Below are 16460 nucleotides of genomic sequence, written 5' to 3' on the forward strand. Positions count from 1 at the left end.
TCATCCCTCACGTTCCCGGTATCTCCGGGCAGCCGTCACGAACCGCTCCGCCAGTTGGGGCGTTCCCGCGAAATACAGATGGGGAAAGGCCGCGTACAGCGACTCCGAGACGAATCCGCAGTCCCAGCCCCGGCCCGACAGCGGCTTTTCCACCCGCAGGTCCCGGCCGTTCTCCGTGCTGTCCCAGTAGTGGAATTCATGCACTGGCACGGCCTCCCCCTGGCGGAACAGGAGGCTGTCGGTCCCGGCACGCAGCGTTCCGTAGCCGAACCGCACCAGCCGCGGGGTCTGGACACCCTGTCCGGGCAGAACTCCCGCCATGGGAAAGGCGTGGCCCTGCTCATCTTCCAGCGACTGTCCCAGGTAGAGGAAGCCGCCGCACTCCGCCACCGTGGGGAGTTTGCCGCTCACAGCCTCCCGCACCGACGCCAGCATCTCCCCGTTGGCCGACAGCCTTTCGGCGTACAGCTCCGGGTAGCCCCCCGGCAGATACAGTCCGCAGGCCCCGGCGGGCAGCGATTTGTCCCGCAGGGGGCTGAAAAACAGCAGCTTTGCCCCCGCCTGCTCCAAAACCTCCAGCGTCTCGGCATAGGTGAAGCAAAAGGCCTCGTCCCGGGCCACGGCGATGGGCACGCCGTTTTCCGCTTTCACGGGCGGTTCCGGGACAGACGGGGCCGCGCCGTCTTCGCACAGCGCCAGCAGGCGGCCCATGTCCACGTTACGCTCCAGCGATCCCGCCAGAACGTCCAGCCGCTGCGTCAAATTCTGAATTTCCGCCGCCGTGTACAGACCCAGATGGCGGCTCCCGAACGATGCCTCCTCCAGATGGGGCAGGCACCCCAGCACCGGGACGCCCGTCTCCCGCTCCAGCATGGGGCCGAGGCTCCGGCAGAGCGCAGGGGCGCAATCGTTGAGTATCACGCCCGCAATGCGGCTATTGGGCCGGAAGTCCCGCAGCCCCCGTATCCGGGCCGCCAGGGTCAGGCTGGCCCCCTTGGGCCGCACCACCAAAAGCACCGGCAAATCCAGGGTCCGGGCCACGTGCCAGGCGCTGGCCCGGTCCGTCACGCCGCCCACGCCGTCGTAAAGGCCCATGACCCCCTCGCACACAGCCGCGCCGTGGCCCGCCGTCCAGCGGCGAAAGTTTTGCCGCACCGCCGTCTCCTCCGCGAGGAAGATGTCCAGATTGTGACTCTCCACGCCCAGGACACCGCGGTGGAACATGGGGTCGATGTAGTCCGGCCCGCACTTGAAGGCGCAGGGGTCCAGCCCCCGCTTTTGAAGGGCCGTCAGCAGGGCGCAGGTGACGGCGGTCTTTCCGCTGCCGGAGGCCGGGGCTGCGATCAGCATGCGGATCATAGCGCCGCCTCCGCAGCTTCCGCGGAAATCAGGAACACCGGGTTGTTGGCCGTCAGCAGGTGCAGCGTCCCCGCCGTCTTCGTGCGGCTGACGCCGATCTGCGTCACCTCCGCTGTCAGGCCACGGGCGGTCAGGGCAGCAACGGCGGCGGACAGCGTCTCCAGCGCGATCGCGGAGACGCAGACGCGGGCGTTGGGGTTCTTCCCCAGCACCGTGTCCAGTACCGCTTCCAGATTCCCCTTGGTTCCGCCGATGAACACCGCGTCCGGCGTGGGGAGGGCCGCCAGCGCCTCCGGGGCCTTGCCCTCCACCAGCGTCAGGTTCCAGGCGCCGAACCGCTCCCGGTTGGCCCGGATGAGTGCGCAGGCCTCCTCCCGGCACTCCACCGCGTAGGCCCTGCCCTGCCGGGCCGAGAGCGCCAGCTCCACGGAGACGCTGCCGGTCCCCGCGCCCACATCCCACACGGTGTCCGTGGGCCGCACCGCCAGCTTGCCCAGGGCGGCGGCCCGGACCTCCTGCTTCGTCATAGGCACCTGGCTCCGCAGGAACGCGTCGTCCGGGAAGCCCGGCGCCCGGAGCGCCTGGGGCATGGGCGCCGCCTCCGCCAGCAGCACGGACAGGGGCACGAAGCTCTGCTCCGCAAGCTCCGCCGCCGTGCCGCACATGATACGCTCTGTCTCGTAGGAGAGGTTTTCCCCCACGGTCACATTCAAATCTCCCAGCCCCGCCTCTGTCAGGCGGCGGCATAATTCCGCCGGCCCCAGGGCCCCGCCGGTGAGGAAAAAGGCGGGCTTGCCCTCCATCACCGCCGCCACGACGTCGCAGTCCGTCCCGTGGGCGGAGCAGAGCGTCCAGTCCTGCCAGGGACGGCCCAGCCGGGCCGCCAGCAGCTGCACGCTGGAGACGCCGGGCAGCACCCGGCTCTTGATGCCCTTCTCCGCCAGCAGAGCCAGCAGGCCCCGGGCGCCGGAGTAAAAGCCCGTGTCGCCGCTGTATACCACGCAGGGCCGCTCCGCTCCGCTCTCCAGCAGGGCATCTAAAATCTGCCGGGGGCGGGCGGCCTCCACCCGCTTCGCCGTGCCGTTCTCCGGCACCGCCGCCAGCAGACGGCCCGCACCCAGCAGACAGTCCGCTCGACGCAGAGCCTCCAGGCCCTCCGCCGTCATGGTCGCCGCCGCGCCGCAGCCCAGGCCCACCAGTGTCACAAGCATTTCATCAACTCCTCACACGCTGCCGCGATCTCCTCAAAGGATTCCCCCGTCTCCTCCGGGCGGCGGATGAGCACCAGCTCGATGCCGGTGTTTTTCGCCGCCCGCAGCTTTTCCTCAAAGCCCCCGGCCTTGCCGCCGTCCTTCGTCACCAGATACGCGATGTGGAACTGGCGGATGAGGGCCTCGTTCAGCTCCGTGGAAAAAGGCCCCTGCATGGCAAGGATGTTGCGGTGGGGGATGCCCGCCCCCTCGCAGGCCGACAGGCTCTCATGGTTGGGCAGCACCCGGGGGTACAGCCGCTCCGACGGCAGGGCCGAAAAAGCGCCAAGCTCCTTGGAGCCGGTGGTGAGCAAGATGTTCCCCTCCCGGCCCGCCAGCAGCGCCGCCGCCTCTGCCGCGCTGCCCACCGCCGTGACGCCCGCGGTCTCGCTGGCCCCCCGCAGCAGACGGCGGCAGGGCACCCCCGCCTGGCTGCAGGCACGGCGGATGTTTTCCGTCACTGCCACGGCGTAAGGGTGGGTGGCGTCCACGCACAGATCGCTGCCCCCCAGCAGCTCTATCATTTCCTCCACGGTCTTTCGCCCCGTCAGAACGGTGACGCCGGGGGCCTGCCCCTGTTCTTCACAGCCGTATTCCGTGGCCACGCAGACCGTCACGTCCGCGCCCTTTTCCGCCAGCAGGCGGGAGAGCAAACGGCCCTCGGTGGTCCCGCTGAAAATCACAATTCTCATTTCTTTTCGTAACCTCTGGGCGTTACCATCCGCCCCTCCACGCAGCGGGTGCGGGAGGAGCCGACGAACACCGTTGTAAACATATCCACTTCCGCGTTTTGCAGCCGGTCCAGGGTCAGCAAACGGTGCTCCTGCCCCTGCCGGCCGATGTTCCGCACCCAGCCGCAGACCGTGTCCCCGCTGCGGCTCCGCAGCAGGATCTCGCAGGCCCGCCGCAGGTGGTCCTTCCGCTTTTTGGAACTGGGGTTGTACAGGCAGACGGCAAAATCAGCCTCCGCCGCGCAAGTAAGCCGCTTTTCAATGACCTCCCAGGGGGTCAGCAGGTCCGACAGGGAGATGACGCAGAAGTCGTGTCCCAGGGGTGCGCCCAGCACCGCGCCGCCGGAGAGGGCCGCCGTGACCCCGGCCACCACTTCCACCTCTACCTCCGGGTAGTCCGCCGCCAGCTCCAGCACCGGCCCTGCCATGCCGTAGACCCCCGCGTCGCCGCTGCAGACCATGGCCACCGTCCGGCCGCGATTGGCCGTCTCCAGTGCCCAGCGGCAGCGGTCGAGTTCCTGCTTCATCGGCGTGGTATAGGTTTCCTTGCCCGGATACAGCGGCGCCACCAGGTCCACATACACCGTGTAGCCGCAGAGCACCTCCGCCGCGTCCAGGGCGGTCCGGGCCTCCGCCGTCAGGTACTGTTCCCCGCCGGGGCCCAGCCCCACCACATAGACTTTACCCATGTTCCCATCTCCAATCCAGCCGGAACGGTTTCCGGGCCAGCGCCATGGTGACGCCGTTCCCGGCGTGCTTTCCCGTCAGCAGCGGGCCTCCCGCTGCCAGCACCGCGCTCCGCTCGCAGACATTGTCCACGCCCGTTGTCCGCTCCACAAAGGCCGAGGGGGTAAACGTCCCCTCCGTTTTCCGCAGCTCTTCCGCGGAATAGCAGGTCAGCGGCCAGCCGTGGGCGGCGCAGAAGTCCAGCAGGCCGGGTTCCTCCGCCTTGAGGTCAATGGTTGCCGCGGCACACACCGCCTCCGGCCAAAGGTTTTGTTCCCCGCACAGTTCCCGGAACGCCGTCTCCAGCGATTCCCGGGGCGTACCCCGGCGGCAGCCCACGCCCAGCACCAGCGCTTTCGGCGCCAGGCACAGCCCGCCCTCATGTCGGCGGACGTCCACCCGGACGTCCAAGTCCGCTCCGTCCGTCAGGGCCACACCTGCCGGGGGCGTACCCTCCACCGGCCACTCCGAGCGGACGCGGACGGTCCCGCCCGCCAAAATCCTGGCGGAGACCGCCTTGATGCCGTGGGGGTCCGTCACGGCGCAGTTCTGGCGCTTGGCCCACTCGTCCACGGCGAACAGGCCGCCTACGTCGGTGGCGGTGGTGATGACCGGCACCGCGCCGCAGATGGCGGCGATTTCCCGAGCCAGGTCGTTGGCCCCGCCCAGATGTCCGGACACCACCGGCACGGCAAAGCGGCCGCACTCGTCCACCGCCACCACCGCCGGGTCCCGGGCCTTGCTTTTCAGAAAGGGCGCCACCGCCCGGACCGCGATGCCTACCGCGCCCACGAACACCAGCGCGTCAAAGGAGGCAAATGCTTCCTCTGTCCACCGGGACAGAGAAAAATCCTCCATTCTCCGGGTACACGATGCCTCGCCGCCCAGCACGGCCCGCAGCCGCTCCGCCAGGGCGTGCCCCCTGTCCGTGAAGGACAGGTAGGCGATTCTCCGGGCGCTCACCGGCTGGCCTCCCGGAATTCCGTCGTGAAGGCCGGGTCGTACAGCTTGCTCCGCTCATACCGGCTGTCCAGGAAATCCCCCACCAGCACCAGCGCCGTCTTGCGGATGCCGTGTTCTTCTCCCGCCTGGGCCAGGGTCCCCACTGTGCAGCGCACGGTCTTCTCCTCCGGCCAGGTGGCCTTGTACACCAGGGCCGCCGGGGTGTCCTCCGTGTAGGCCCCTTTCAGCAGCTCCTCCTGGACCCGCTCCAGCATCCCGCCGGAGAGGAACACCGCCATGGACGCGCCGTGGCTGGCCATGGACGCCAGGCTCTCCGCCTCCGGCACCGGGGTGCGGCCCGCCAGCCGGGTGAGGATGACGCTCTGGCTGACGCCGGGCAGGGTGTATTCCGCCCGCAGGGCCGCCGCCGCGCCGCAGAAGCTGGAGACGCCGGGCACGTCGTCATAGGGGATGCCCAGCTCGTCCAGGGCGTCCATCTGCTCCCGGATGGCCCCGTAGACGCAGGGGTCCCCGGTGTGGAGGCGCACCGTGGTTTTGCCCGCCGCCTCCGCCTGTTTCATTACGCCGATGACCTGCTCCAGCGTCATTTCCGCGCTGTTGTGGACCTCACAGTCCGCCCGGGCCAGCTCCAGCAGCGCCGGGTTTACCAGGCTCCCGGCGTAGATGATGACGTCCGCCTGCTTCAAAAGCGCCGCGCCCCGCAGGGTGATGAGGTCCGGTGCTCCCGGCCCCGCGCCCACAAAATGTACCATGGCTGCTCACTCCTTTACGATCACTGTGGAAAAGTATCCGTGCCCGCCCTCCGGCCGGCTTTGGGAGAGGTCCGGGTACACCGTCTCCCCCGGCAGGCCGCAGTTCTGCACCAGCATGCTCTTGCCCAGCATATCACGTTCCGCCAGCGCGTCCAGGACGGCGGGCATCTGCCGGCCGGACTTCATCAGCACCTTCGTTCCGGGCTGGTCCAGCACCTCGTCCAGCGCCATGCCGCCGGGAGCGATGTGCAGCGGGCTGTTCATCTCCGTCAGGCTGACGCCCAGCCGGGCCGCCACCGCGCAGAAGCTGGGCACCCCGGGCACCATCACCGTCTCGTAGCCCTGCTCCCCCAGGATCTCCATCAGGTAGACGTAGGTGGCGTAAATGGAGACGTCCCCCAGGTTCAGCATCGCCACGTCCTGTCCCGCGTCCAGATAGGGCCGCACCGCCTCCGCAGCGTCCACATGGGCCGCGTGCTGCACCGCCTTGTCCCGCTCCATGCTGAAATACAGGGGCACGATGGTCTTCTCCCCCAGGTCCACGGCGGCGGAGGCGATGTCCAGGGCCAGCATCTCGCCGCTTTTCGTCCGGGGCGCCGCGATGACCGGGCACCGCTCCAGCAGATGGACGGCCTTCAGCGTCAGCAGCTCCGGGTCCCCCGGGCCGACGCCCACGCCGTAAAAAACGCCTTTTTTCATAGTTTTCTCCACTGTTCCATGATAATTTTCGCGGTCTCCGTCTGTCCGAGGAGCCCGTATTCATTGGAAAACAGGACCGCGCCCACTCGCAGCTTGTCCCCGACCCGGCGGTCCAGATGCTTTTGGATGGCCGCCAGCAGGCTCTCCAGCACGCTCTCCCGCAGTCCCGCTTCATCCAGCAGGGCGATGCAGGCGTCGGTAGTGGCCGCCTCCATCAGATTGCGGCAGAGGGCCGCCGAACCGCCGCAGACGGCGGCGTGGGCGCAGAAAAGCTCCATGCGGCAGTCCGCCCATTTGGAATGGGTGTTCATCACGCCCCCCGCCAGCTTCACCAGCTTGCCGATGTGCCCCACCACCAGCGCGGTGTGAAAGCCCTCGGACACCGCGATGTCCAGCGCCTCCCCTACGAAGTTGGAGAATTTCACCCGGGGGATGTCCGCCGGGATGAGCGCCGTCTCCTGTAAAAAGTCCAGGCCGTAATTGCCCGGGGTCAGCAGCAACCGCTTTGCGCCGGACACCGCCGCCTGGTGGATTTCTACGGCGATGGTATCCACAATGGCCTGGGCGCTCATGGGCTCCACGATACCGGAGGTGCCCAGGATGGAGATGCCGCCCTCAATGCCCAACGATGGGTTAAACGTCCGGCGGGCCAGTTCCTCGCCGTCCGGGACGGAGATGACGACGGAGAGTCCCCCCTCGTATCCCGTATCTTCACATACCGCCTGTACAGCGCTCGCAATCATTTGGCGGGGCACACGGTTGATGGCCGCCGCCCCCACGGGCTGGTCCAGCCCCGGCTTCGTCACCCGACCCACGCCTTTGCCGCCGTCAATGGCGATGCCGGAGGCCGTTTTCGTGACGGTGGCCACCACCAGATGGCCCGTGGTGACGTCGGCGTCGTCGCCGCCGTCCTTATAGACGGCGCAGCGGGCCGCGCCGTCCTCCAGCGCCCACTCCGCCGGTTCCACCTCCACGGCGACGCCCTTTGGGGTGACCAGCCGCAGCGTCTCCGGCGGCGCGCCGGTCAGCAGCAGCCGGGCGGCGCCCGCCGCCGCCAGCGCCGCGCAGGTGCCGGTGGTATAGCCGCAGCGCAGTTTTTTCTGTCCGCTTCGGATGTAATACTCAAATGCCATCTTTCCGCAATTCTTCCTCCAGATGGGCCCGGTACATGGCCTGGACCGCCGGCATCACGCCCAGCCCCCGCAGGGAGGCGCGGACGGCAAAGCCCTCCGCCTCCAGCCGGGACTTCCAGCTGTCCGGGTCCGCGCCCGCCATGTCGTTCAGGGCGTGGTCCCCGGCCACCAGCATCAGCGGCACCAGATGCACGGTTTTTCCGCTCCGGGCCCTGAGCTGCGCCAGCACGTCCCCGAAGGCGGGCCAACCCTCCACGGTCCCCACCAGCACGTCCGTCCGGCCCGCCAGACGGAACGCCGTCTGCAAAGCGGGGTACACCAAATCAGCCGCATGGTCCGTTCCGTGGCCGAACAGCACCAGGGTCTCGCCGTTTTGTTGAGGATAAGCCGCCGACAGGCCCGCCGCCAGCGCCCGCAAATCCTCCGTATCCGACAGAAGCGGTCTTCCGACGCGCAGGCTGTCGAACCTGTCCCGCCAGGGCGCCGCCTCCCGCTTCAATTTGTCATACTCATGGCCCCGCAGGATGTGGGTGGGCTGGAGCAAAACCTCCGTGACCCCCCGGCTCCGCAGCGCCTCCAGCGCCTCCGCCGGGCTGTACACCGTCTCGCCCCGCTCCCGCAGGATGCGGCGGATGGTGGGGCTGGTAAAGGCGCTGATAAACATTCTGTCCTGTGCCGCCTGCCGCAGCACGTTTTCCACCGCCGTGATGTTCTCCCGTCCGGCGGGCACGCTGGTGCCGAAGCTGACACAGACCACCGCTTTTTTCATACCGTCTCTCCTCCCTGTCTCCCGGAGACCGCCCGCTCAAACTCCTCCATGGTGCGGGGCCGTGGCCGGAGGCCCATCGCCCCCGCCGCCCGGAACAGCATGGGCCGCGCCAGGTGGCAATCGTCCAGCAGCGCCGTGTCCGAAAAAATTTCCTCCGGCGTCCGGTCCGCCGCCAGACAGCCGTCCCGGAACACCAGAATGCGCCGCGCCCAGCGCCACGCGAAATCTACATCATGGGTCGCTACCGCCAGGGCAAGGCCCTGCTCCCCCAGCACGTCCAGCGTTTCCTCCAGACGGAGGCAGTTCTCCGGGTCCAGGCTGGCCGCCGGCTCGTCCATCAGCAGCAGCTCCGGCTCCATGGCCAGGGCGTCGGCGATGGAGACCCGCTTCTTCTCTCCGCCGGAGAGGTACTGGGGCGCCCGCTGCCGCAGGTCCTCCAGACGCATCCGCTCCACCGCGCTGTCCATGCGGCGGCGGACCTCCTGCCGGGGTAGGCCCAGATTCATGGGGCCGAAGCTGATCTCCTCCTCCACGGTGCCGCCCAAAATCTGGACGTCCGGGTCCTGAAACACCAGCCCCACGCCCCGGCGCAGCCGGTTCAGCTCCTGTTTTTTCCTGCCCACCGGCTCCCCGTGGAAAAAGACGGCGCCCTCCTTCGGGCACAGCACGCCGTTTGCCAGCAGGAAAAAGGTGGACTTCCCGGCGCCGTTGCTGCCCAGCACCGCGATGCGCTCCCCGGCCCCAATGGAGACGGAGCAGTCCCGCAGCGCCAAGCGCCGCTCCGCGCCGTCCTCATAGGCAAAGGAGACGTGTTCAAACCGCAAAAGCTCCTCCATCAGCCGCCTCCTGTCATCATACAGACCGCCGTGCCCGCCAGCAGGCCGCCGAACAGCAGCGCCGCGGGCAGCGTCACGGGCTTTTCCCGCTCCAAAAAACGGATCTCTCCGTCGTAGCAGCGGCTCTCCATGGCGTCAAAGCAGGCCCCGGCGCGCCGGAAGCTGGCCGCCAGCAGGTTGCCGTACACCGCCCCGGTGGTCCGGATGCTCCGGGCAAAGGTGCTGTACCCCAGACGGCTGGCCGCCGCGTCCTGCATAGTCTCATAGGCGGACAGCAGCACGAAGAGATAGCGGTAGATCAAAACCGCCAGCTCCGTCATCACGGAGGGCACATGGGCCCGCCGCAGCACGGAGAGAATTTCCGGCATGGTGGTGGACAGGCTCAGAAAATACAGGCAGCTCATCGCCCCCAGCGCCCGGGCCATCACCAGCCGTGCCCGAACCTGGGCCGCAGCCGTGACCACCAGCCAGCCGTTCCAGAGGGGGATGGCCGCGACCCCGTCCATCACCGGGACGTAGTCCCACAGCAGTGCCAGACCGGAGAGCAGCAGAAAGGCCGCCGGCAGGCTGAGCAGGGCCAGATAATCATGGAAACGGATGCCGCCCCAAACCGTCAGAAACGCCATGATGAGGGCCAGCGCCAGCGGGACCCACGGAGAGGGAGACGCCACGCAGAGGACCAGCAGCAGCACGCATCCGCCGGTTTTCAGCGCCGGGGACCAGGCAAAATAGCGGGAGCGCCGGGCATAGACGTCGATGACCAGGACTCCGCCGTGGCTGTGGTGTCCAAATACCGCCAGCGCGCCGCCTGCCAGGACGCAGAGCGCCAGGGCAGCCGCCGTGGGCAGCGTGCCCACAAACAGGCTGAACAGGACGAAGCCCGCCAAAACCGCAGCCATTATGCCGCCCCGCCTTGCTCCGCCTTCCCGGAATATTTCTTCCGGGCCACCAGATAGCCGAAGCCGAAGGCGATGACGCCCACGCCGATGCCTGTCTGCAGGCAGAAGAACAGGCTCTCCACCTCGCCGGGCAGCTCGCCGCCGATGAGCTGCTCCAGCACGGGGGTGAACCAGGGCTCGTATCCCTCGCCCCGGATGGTCTCCACCATCTGGCTCCCGGCGTCGTCGCTGCCGCCGAATTCGGCGCCCTTCAGGGCAAAGAGGGGCACCAGGGCGATGACCAACACGGCAAGCAGGGACGCCGCCGCGATTTTTTGATTCTTGCTCATGTCAAACCTCCTTCGCGTAGCCGATGGCCCGCAGCTCCGGCATGGCGTAGCTCTCCATGCCCATGATGACCAGCATGGTCAGAAGGCCCTCGATGATTGCCAGAGGCAGCTGGGTCGGGGCGAACACCCCCAGAAACTCCACTGTGCTAGCGGCCACGCCGCCGTTATCGCTGGGATAGGCCATAGCCAGCTGTACACTGGTGACGCAGTAGGTGAACAGGTCGCCCACGGCAGCCGCCAGAAAGACATTCAGCTTTTTCGGCAGGTTCAGCTTTCTCCCCGCGTGGTAAAGGCCCCAGCTGACCAGCGGCCCGGCGATGGCCATGCTGAACGTGTTGGCCCCCAGGGTGGTCAGGCCGCCGTGGGCCAGCAGGATGGCCTGGAACACCAGCACGATGACGCCCAGCACCGCCGTGGCCGGCACGCCGAAGAGGATAGCCGCCAGGCCCGTTCCGGTCATATGGCTGCAGCTGCCGGTGACGGAGGGGATTTTCAGGGACGAGATCACAAAGACGAACGCCCCCGCCATGGCCAGCAGCAGCATGGCCTTCCGCTGCTCCTTCGCGATGCGGCGGATGGAGAGGACCCCCGCCGCCAGAAAGGGCAGGCAGATGACGCCCCAGATCACGCAGAAGGAGGGCGGCAGATAGCCCTCCATGATGTGCATGGCGGAGGCGGAGGGCACGCCGCACAGGGCCAGGCTCAGTACCGCGGTCAAAGCCACCGCTTGTTTTTCCCGTTTACGCATGTGATGACCTCATTTCTTATCAATTTTGCAGGGAACACCGGCTCTCCGGTGCTCCAAAACCGCCTCCGCGATGCCTTCGGCGGAGATGGACGGCGCCGTCAGGAACGGCTTTTCATACCGGGCGCGCAAAGCTCCGGCGGTAGCGCTCCCGATGCAGACGCATACGGCCCTCTCCGGGACGGCGCCGTGGAGGTTGAAATACCGCTCCACGCCCCCGGCGCTGGAAAAGGCCAGGTAGTCCAGGGTCTCCAAAACCTCTTTGGCCCCCTCCGCCGTGTCGGTATCGGTGCGCACCGTGTAGATGGGCACATCCCGCACCGGGACGCCCCGCCCGCGCAGCAGTTCCGGGAGCTGGGGCGTTCCCTCTTTGGAGCGCAGCAGCACCACATCTCCGGCCCCCCGCTCCGTCAGGACGGCGGCCAGGGCCTCGCTGGTGTAGACAGAGGGGCACAGGTCCGGCAAAATGCCGTGGCGCTCCAGCGCCGCGCCAGTGGCGGCGCCGATGACGGCGAACCTGCATCCGCTCATGCGCCGCAGGTCCACCCGCTCCCGCCCCAGGCGGCGAAAGAAGGTCTCCACGCCGTTGACGCTGGTGAACACCAGCCAGCGGCGGTCCCGGAACAGCTCCGTAAAGTCGAGCTCCGTGGGAAGCTCCTGAACCTCCGCCCGCTCCACCTGCCGGGTATTCGCGCCCAGAGGCTCCAGAGCGGAGCGCAGCCGCCGCGCCATTTCGTCCGTTCCGGTGAGGCCCACCCGGACGCCCGCCAGGGGCTTTTCCACCGTCCCGGAGAGGTCCAGCGCCGCCGTGCCGCCCACCACGATGACGGCGGGCGGGCGCACGTCCGCCTCCCGGGTCCGCCGGGCGATGGTGCCCAGCGTGGCCCGCACGGTCATGGGATGGGCCGCGTTTCCGCCGGAGACCACCGCCGCCGGGGTATCCGGGGACTTGCCCGCCGCCAGCAGGCTTTCCGCGATCTGCTCCAGATGGCGCAGGCCCATGAGGAACACCAGCGTTCCCTCCAGAGCCGCCAGATGCTCCGCCCCCTCCGGCAGGCCGCCGGCGGCGGTGTGGCCGGTGATGATATGCAAACTCCGGCTGACGCCCCGGTGGGTCACCGGGATGCCGGCGGCGGCGGGAATGGCGATGGCGGAGGAGATGCCCGGCACCTCCTCATAGGGGACGCCCGCCTCCCGCAGGGCCTGGGCCTCCTCGCCGCCCCTGCCGAACACAAAGGGGTCGCCGCCCTTTAAACGGGCCACGTTCCGCCCCGCCCGGGCCTGCTCCACCAGGACGCGGGAGATTTCCTCCTGGGGCGCCGAGTGCCTGCCGCACCGCTTGCCCATGTAAATGCGCTTGGCCTCCCGGGGAGCCTCCGCCAGCAGCGCGCTGTCGATGAGGTCGTCATACACCACCACGTCGCACTGCCGCAGCAGTTTCAGCCCCCGCACGGTAATGAGGTCCGCGCTGCCGCAGCCCGCGCCGATGAGCCAGACACAGCCTGTTTTTTCCGTCATACCGGCTCTCCCCTCTCCGCGTCGGCCAATCTCCGGCCCAGTTCCGCCTCCGTCAGGGGCCGTCCGGCCTCCATGCAGGCCACGGCCAGGGACGCCAGCAGCCGCCGGCGGGTCTCACCGTCCGGCACCGCCTGTCGCAGCGGCTCCCGGACGTCCTCCAGAAACTCCAGAATTTCCTCCAGGTTCTCCGGCAGCGCCTGGGCGAACCGGTCCCGGACCCAGGCCGCCGCCGCGGGCGACGCGCCGCTGGCGGAGACGCCCACGGACAGCTCCCCCCGCCGCAGCAGGGCGGGAAAGAGAAAGGTGCTGTCCTCCCGGCTGTCCGCCGCGTTCACCGGGATGCGCCGCTCTTTGCAAAGCTCCGCCACCCGGTGGTTCAGCCCCCGGTCGTTTGTGGCGGCCACGGCAAAACCGCAGCCCTCCAGGTCGGCCTCCTCAAAGGGCCGCCGCAGCAGCGCCACGCCCTCCAGTTCCTGAAACTCCGGGCGGAGCGCCGGGGCCACCACGGTCAGCCGGGGGCCATAGGGCAGGAGCTTTCGCGCCTTTCGCAGCGCCACCGCGCCGCCGCCCACGATGAGCCCGGTTTTTCCATTTAAATCCACAAAAAACGGAAAATACGCCATCATTCCGTCTCCTTCGATTCCTGTTTTTCCCGGCAGTAGTACAGCCAGCCGCTCTCTGTCGGGACCCGCCGCACCGTCACGCCGAAGGCCCGGTCCAGCTCGCCGCTGCCGAAAACCTCCTCCGGCGTACCCAGTTGGCGCAGGGTGCCCTCTGACAGCACCGCCAGCCGGTCCGCCTCCCGCAGGGCCAGGGACAGGTCGTGGAGCACCAGCACCACCGCCCTGCCCATGTCCGCCAGCCGCCGGGACACCGCCATGACCTCCAGCTGGTGCCGGACGTCCAGATAGGTCGTGGGCTCGTCCATAAAAATTGTCTCCGTGTCCTGGGCCAGGGCCATGGCCAGATACACCTTCTGCCGCTGACCGCCGCTGAGCTCCCCCACGGGCCGGTCGGCCAGGTCGCCCGCCCCCGCCCATTCCAGGGCCTTGCGCGCGGTCTCATAGTCCTCCGCCCGGTAGCGGCGGGGGTAGCCCAGGTAGGGGAACCGCCCGTGGAGCACCATCCGCCGGGCGGTGATGCTGGGAATTTCCCGGGACTGGGGCAGGTAGGCCGCTTTCCGGGCCACCTGCCGGGCCGTCAGACGCGCCAGGTCCACGCCGTCGTAAAGAATTTCTCCGCCCTGCCGGGGCAGGAGGCCCAGCGCCGTTTTCATCAGGGTGCTCTTGCCACAGCCGTTGGGCCCCAGCAGCACCGTCACCTGTCCCGGCGGAAAGGCCATGGACACCTCCCGGAGCACCGGCTTTCCGCCGTAGCCCACGGTCACGTTTTGCAGTTCAATCATGGAGCCGTCCCCTCCTTTGCAGCAGCCAGATGAAGAAGGGGCCGCCCGCCAGGGCCATGACGATGCCCACCGGAATTTCGTAGGGTGCGAAGAGCATGCGGCCCAGCAGGTCGCATCCGCCCAGCAGCGCCGCGCCCCCCAGGACGGAGGACACCAGCAGGGGGCCGCTCTCCTCGCCCACCAAGCGGCGCATGATGTGGGGCACGATGAGGCCCACAAAGCCCACCAGTCCCCCCACGCTGACCGCCGAGCCCGCCAGCACCGCCGCAAGGCCCAGCAGGACGATGCGCAGCCGCTCCGCCGGAAGGCCCAAACTCTGGGCCTGCTCCCTGCCCAAAAGCAGCACGTCCATTTCGTTGTGCAGGCTCAGGCTCAGCACAAAGCTCAGCAGCGCGGGCCACAGGGCGGGGAGCAACCGGGCCATGGAAACGCCGGAAAAGCCGCCGATGCGGAAGTCGGAGTAGCCGTTCAGGGCCTCCGGCACGAAGGTGACCACCGCGTCGATGCCGGCGCTGAAGATGCTGGACACCGCCACGCCCGCCAGCACCAGGGTGATTTTGGAGGCCCCCGTCCGCCGGGCGATGAGCAGCACCGTCATCACCCCCAGGAACGCCCCCGCCATGGCCGCCAGCGGCACCAGCTTCACCGCGGTGGGCGCGATGGCGCAGCACAGCGCCACCGTCAGTCCGGCCCCCGCGTTGACGCCGATGGTGCTGGGCGCCGCAAGAGCGTTGGACAGCACCCCCTGAATGATGGCGCCGGAGGCCGCCAGTGCGCCGCCCGCCAGCAGGCAGGCGCACAGCCGGGGCAGGCGCACATACCGGACGATGCGGAACGCCGTGGTCCCGCTTCCCCCGCCGGTCAGCGCCCGGAGCACCTCCGCCGGGGGCACCTTTTCCGCCCCCAGGCACAGGTTCAGCAGCGATACCGCCAGCACCAGCGCCGCCAGCGCCGCGTATATCCGCAAATAATTATCCTTCTGGATACAGGATGTCCGCCAATTTTTCATACGCCTCTCCCCACCTCGCGTTGGGCTTCACATTGTACAGCCGCTGGTCCATCACATGGTATCTGCCCTCCCGCACGGCGGTCAGCCCGTCCCAGGCGGGGTTGGACAGCAGGGTGGTCTCCAGCAGGCGTTCCGCCTTGGTGGTGTCCGTCCCCTGGATGACCACAAAGATATAGTCCGGGTCGGCCGCCAAAATCGTCTCCAGGCTGAGGTTCTCCAGCAGGCCGCTCTCGCTGTCCGCGATGTTGACGCAGCCCAGGTCCGCCAGCATTTCGCCCAGCACGGTGTCGCGGCTGTTCTTCACCTTGCAGCTGGAGCCTGTGGCCCGGACATACAGCACGCTGGGCCCGCTGCCGTCGGCCCGGGCTTTCGCCGCGTCGATCTGCGCCTGCACGTTCGTGCCGTAGGCCTCATAATTTTCCGGGCAGCCGGTGAGCCGGGTGCAGATGTCCAGCATCCGCAGGTAGTCCGCAAAGGAGCTGACGTTGAAGTACGCCGCCGGGATGCCGCTTTGCTCCAGCAGCTCCAGCAGCTCCAGGTCCGCCTCCGTCTTGGTGCTGCCGATGACGAAGTCCGGCTCCGCCGCCAACAGCAGCTCCGCGTTGGGCTCGGTGGTAGTCCCCAGGTTCGCCACCGTCTCCGGCAAATCCAGGTCGAACTGGGTCCAGCTGTCATTGGCCGCGGCCACCAGGGTGTCCCGGCCCCCGGCCAGACACCAGACGTCCGCGAAGCTGCCGATGAGGGCCGCCACCCGGCGGGGCTTCGCCACCGTCACCTCCCGGCCCAGGTCGTCGGTAAAGGTAACGGTCTCCGCCTGCGGCTCCGTTTCAGCAGGCACCGGCCCGCTGCCGCCGCAGGCCGAAAGCGCCGTCAGCAGCACGCCGCACAGCAGCGCGCAAAGCATTCGTTTCATATGGTCTCTCCTTCAGGTGTTTTTGCGGCGGAGACCGCCGCACTCCCAGCTTTCCCCTGTTCTAAAAGAAAAAACCGCGGCAGTCTGACGACTGCCGCGGCCGATATTTCCACAGCAAAAAGCAGTGAAGCGTCCCCGCCTCCCTGTCATACTTCCACAAAATAGGTCTCCTGACTTGCGGTAGGGAGGCGCATCTCCTGCGGCTTTGACCCACCTTCTCAGATCACTCCAATGGCGAACTCACGTTCAGCGCCCAAGGGCGTTTAGGTCAGGCCTCCCGCTTACAGTGCCGGCACGTTTCGGACTCTCACCGAATTTCCTCATCCCCGCATCTCCCGGGAGATGCGAAGTCAAATTGTGATATTCCATTTTTCAACCCATGATTTTCAAGAGCACTTTTATTTTATCGTATCCCGTGCGCTTC

Annotated in this window: 18 protein-coding genes and 1 riboswitch; all 18 genes read right to left on the reverse strand. The window is 67.9% G+C overall.

Features of this window, described 5'->3' with window-relative positions; translation table 11 throughout:
* The 18 genes from JQM68_RS03065 to JQM68_RS03150 are packed head-to-tail and all read right to left on the reverse strand — an operon-like array spanning nucleotide 1 to nucleotide 16036.
* Nucleotides 1-1359 carry a cobyrinate a,c-diamide synthase gene (locus JQM68_RS03065; RefSeq protein WP_235221441.1) on the reverse strand — a complete coding sequence of 453 codons (1359 nt, stop codon included), beginning with the start codon at nucleotides 1357-1359 and terminating at the stop codon, nucleotides 1-3.
* A complete protein-coding gene (gene cbiE, locus JQM68_RS03070; protein ID WP_235221442.1) occupies nucleotides 1356-2570 on the reverse strand; it encodes a precorrin-6y C5,15-methyltransferase (decarboxylating) subunit CbiE in 1215 nt (404 codons plus the stop codon). The genes JQM68_RS03065 and cbiE overlap by 4 nt, the downstream gene beginning before the upstream one ends.
* Nucleotides 2561-3301: a precorrin-6A reductase gene (gene cobK, locus JQM68_RS03075; protein WP_235221443.1), complete on the reverse strand. Its 741-nt coding sequence runs from the start codon at nucleotides 3299-3301 to the stop codon at nucleotides 2561-2563. The genes cbiE and cobK overlap by 10 nt, the downstream gene beginning before the upstream one ends.
* On the reverse strand, nucleotides 3298-4029 hold the full coding sequence (gene cobJ / locus JQM68_RS03080) for a precorrin-3B C(17)-methyltransferase (protein ID WP_235221444.1): 732 nt from the start codon (nucleotides 4027-4029) through the stop codon (nucleotides 3298-3300). Before cobJ ends, cobK begins: the two co-directional genes overlap by 4 nt.
* Nucleotides 4022-5029, reverse strand: a complete 1008-nt coding sequence (locus tag JQM68_RS03085; RefSeq protein ID WP_235221445.1) for a cobalt-precorrin 5A hydrolase — start codon at nucleotides 5027-5029, stop codon at nucleotides 4022-4024. The genes cobJ and JQM68_RS03085 overlap by 8 nt, the downstream gene beginning before the upstream one ends.
* Nucleotides 5026-5781: a precorrin-4 C(11)-methyltransferase gene (gene cobM, locus JQM68_RS03090; protein ID WP_235221446.1), complete on the reverse strand. Its 756-nt coding sequence runs from the start codon at nucleotides 5779-5781 to the stop codon at nucleotides 5026-5028. Before cobM ends, JQM68_RS03085 begins: the two co-directional genes overlap by 4 nt.
* A 6-nt stretch (nucleotides 5782-5787) precedes the next feature.
* A complete protein-coding gene (cobI, locus tag JQM68_RS03095) occupies nucleotides 5788-6480 on the reverse strand; it encodes a precorrin-2 C(20)-methyltransferase (RefSeq protein ID WP_235221447.1) in 693 nt (230 codons plus the stop codon).
* Nucleotides 6477-7613 carry a cobalt-precorrin-5B (C(1))-methyltransferase CbiD gene (cbiD, locus tag JQM68_RS03100; RefSeq protein WP_235221448.1) on the reverse strand — a complete coding sequence of 379 codons (1137 nt, stop codon included), beginning with the start codon at nucleotides 7611-7613 and terminating at the stop codon, nucleotides 6477-6479. The genes cobI and cbiD overlap by 4 nt, the downstream gene beginning before the upstream one ends.
* On the reverse strand, nucleotides 7603-8382 hold the full coding sequence (locus JQM68_RS03105) for a sirohydrochlorin cobaltochelatase (protein WP_235221449.1): 780 nt from the start codon (nucleotides 8380-8382) through the stop codon (nucleotides 7603-7605). Before JQM68_RS03105 ends, cbiD begins: the two co-directional genes overlap by 11 nt.
* Nucleotides 8379-9218: an energy-coupling factor ABC transporter ATP-binding protein gene (locus JQM68_RS03110; protein WP_235221450.1), complete on the reverse strand. Its 840-nt coding sequence runs from the start codon at nucleotides 9216-9218 to the stop codon at nucleotides 8379-8381. Before JQM68_RS03110 ends, JQM68_RS03105 begins: the two co-directional genes overlap by 4 nt.
* On the reverse strand, nucleotides 9218-10117 hold the full coding sequence (cbiQ, locus tag JQM68_RS03115; RefSeq protein WP_235221451.1) for a cobalt ECF transporter T component CbiQ: 900 nt from the start codon (nucleotides 10115-10117) through the stop codon (nucleotides 9218-9220). The genes JQM68_RS03110 and cbiQ overlap by 1 nt, the downstream gene beginning before the upstream one ends.
* Nucleotides 10117-10446 (reverse strand): energy-coupling factor ABC transporter substrate-binding protein, encoded by a 330-nt coding sequence (locus tag JQM68_RS03120; RefSeq protein WP_235221452.1) that lies wholly within the window; start codon nucleotides 10444-10446, stop codon nucleotides 10117-10119. The genes cbiQ and JQM68_RS03120 overlap by 1 nt, the downstream gene beginning before the upstream one ends.
* Before the next feature lies 1 nt (nucleotide 10447).
* Complete coding sequence (locus JQM68_RS03125) at nucleotides 10448-11194, reverse strand: energy-coupling factor ABC transporter permease (RefSeq protein WP_235221453.1); 747 nt, start codon at nucleotides 11192-11194, stop codon at nucleotides 10448-10450.
* Nucleotides 11195-11203: 9 nt separating this feature from the next.
* A complete protein-coding gene (gene cobA / locus JQM68_RS03130; protein WP_235221454.1) occupies nucleotides 11204-12709 on the reverse strand; it encodes a uroporphyrinogen-III C-methyltransferase in 1506 nt (501 codons plus the stop codon).
* Complete coding sequence (locus tag JQM68_RS03135; protein ID WP_235221455.1) at nucleotides 12706-13332, reverse strand: precorrin-2 dehydrogenase/sirohydrochlorin ferrochelatase family protein; 627 nt, start codon at nucleotides 13330-13332, stop codon at nucleotides 12706-12708. Before JQM68_RS03135 ends, cobA begins: the two co-directional genes overlap by 4 nt.
* The gene (locus JQM68_RS03140; RefSeq protein WP_235221456.1) at nucleotides 13332-14114 is read right to left on the reverse strand and encodes an ABC transporter ATP-binding protein; all 783 of its coding nucleotides are present in this window, start codon (nucleotides 14112-14114) and stop codon (nucleotides 13332-13334) included. Before JQM68_RS03140 ends, JQM68_RS03135 begins: the two co-directional genes overlap by 1 nt.
* Nucleotides 14107-15123: a FecCD family ABC transporter permease gene (locus JQM68_RS03145; RefSeq protein ID WP_235221457.1), complete on the reverse strand. Its 1017-nt coding sequence runs from the start codon at nucleotides 15121-15123 to the stop codon at nucleotides 14107-14109. The genes JQM68_RS03140 and JQM68_RS03145 overlap by 8 nt, the downstream gene beginning before the upstream one ends.
* Nucleotides 15086-16036: an ABC transporter substrate-binding protein gene (locus JQM68_RS03150; protein ID WP_235221458.1), complete on the reverse strand. Its 951-nt coding sequence runs from the start codon at nucleotides 16034-16036 to the stop codon at nucleotides 15086-15088. The genes JQM68_RS03145 and JQM68_RS03150 overlap by 38 nt, the downstream gene beginning before the upstream one ends.
* Before the next feature lie 143 nt (nucleotides 16037-16179).
* Nucleotides 16180-16395, reverse strand: a riboswitch (cobalamin riboswitch).
* Between the last annotated feature and the right edge of the window lie 65 nt (nucleotides 16396-16460).

Origin of the sequence: Oscillibacter valericigenes (genome assembly GCF_021531435.1) — a bacterium.
Classification (GTDB): domain Bacteria; phylum Bacillota; class Clostridia; order Oscillospirales; family Oscillospiraceae; genus Oscillibacter; species Oscillibacter valericigenes_B.

What these genes read in the sequence shown, in the direction of transcription:
- JQM68_RS03065 (WP_235221441.1), bottom strand. Translation starts at nt 1,359, where the DNA reads ATGATCCGCATGCTGATCGCAGCCCCGGCCTCCGGCAGCGGAAAGACC.
- cbiE (WP_235221442.1), bottom strand. Translation starts at nt 2,570, where the DNA reads ATGCTTGTGACACTGGTGGGCCTGGGCTGCGGCGCGGCGGCGACCATG.
- cobK (WP_235221443.1), bottom strand. Translation starts at nt 3,301, where the DNA reads ATGAGAATTGTGATTTTCAGCGGGACCACCGAGGGCCGTTTGCTCTCC.
- cobJ (WP_235221444.1), bottom strand. Translation starts at nt 4,029, where the DNA reads ATGGGTAAAGTCTATGTGGTGGGGCTGGGCCCCGGCGGGGAACAGTAC.
- cobM (WP_235221446.1), bottom strand. Translation starts at nt 5,781, where the DNA reads ATGGTACATTTTGTGGGCGCGGGGCCGGGAGCACCGGACCTCATCACC.
- cobI (WP_235221447.1), bottom strand. Translation starts at nt 6,480, where the DNA reads ATGAAAAAAGGCGTTTTTTACGGCGTGGGCGTCGGCCCGGGGGACCCG.
- cbiD (WP_235221448.1), bottom strand. Translation starts at nt 7,613, where the DNA reads ATGGCATTTGAGTATTACATCCGAAGCGGACAGAAAAAACTGCGCTGC.
- JQM68_RS03105 (WP_235221449.1), bottom strand. Translation starts at nt 8,382, where the DNA reads ATGAAAAAAGCGGTGGTCTGTGTCAGCTTCGGCACCAGCGTGCCCGCC.
- JQM68_RS03110 (WP_235221450.1), bottom strand. Translation starts at nt 9,218, where the DNA reads ATGGAGGAGCTTTTGCGGTTTGAACACGTCTCCTTTGCCTATGAGGAC.
- cbiQ (WP_235221451.1), bottom strand. Translation starts at nt 10,117, where the DNA reads ATGGCTGCGGTTTTGGCGGGCTTCGTCCTGTTCAGCCTGTTTGTGGGC.
- JQM68_RS03120 (WP_235221452.1), bottom strand. Translation starts at nt 10,446, where the DNA reads ATGAGCAAGAATCAAAAAATCGCGGCGGCGTCCCTGCTTGCCGTGTTG.
- JQM68_RS03125 (WP_235221453.1), bottom strand. Translation starts at nt 11,194, where the DNA reads ATGCGTAAACGGGAAAAACAAGCGGTGGCTTTGACCGCGGTACTGAGC.
- cobA (WP_235221454.1), bottom strand. Translation starts at nt 12,709, where the DNA reads ATGACGGAAAAAACAGGCTGTGTCTGGCTCATCGGCGCGGGCTGCGGC.
- JQM68_RS03135 (WP_235221455.1), bottom strand. Translation starts at nt 13,332, where the DNA reads ATGGCGTATTTTCCGTTTTTTGTGGATTTAAATGGAAAAACCGGGCTC.
- JQM68_RS03140 (WP_235221456.1), bottom strand. Translation starts at nt 14,114, where the DNA reads ATGATTGAACTGCAAAACGTGACCGTGGGCTACGGCGGAAAGCCGGTG.
- JQM68_RS03145 (WP_235221457.1), bottom strand. Translation starts at nt 15,123, where the DNA reads ATGAAAAATTGGCGGACATCCTGTATCCAGAAGGATAATTATTTGCGG.
- JQM68_RS03150 (WP_235221458.1), bottom strand. Translation starts at nt 16,036, where the DNA reads ATGAAACGAATGCTTTGCGCGCTGCTGTGCGGCGTGCTGCTGACGGCG.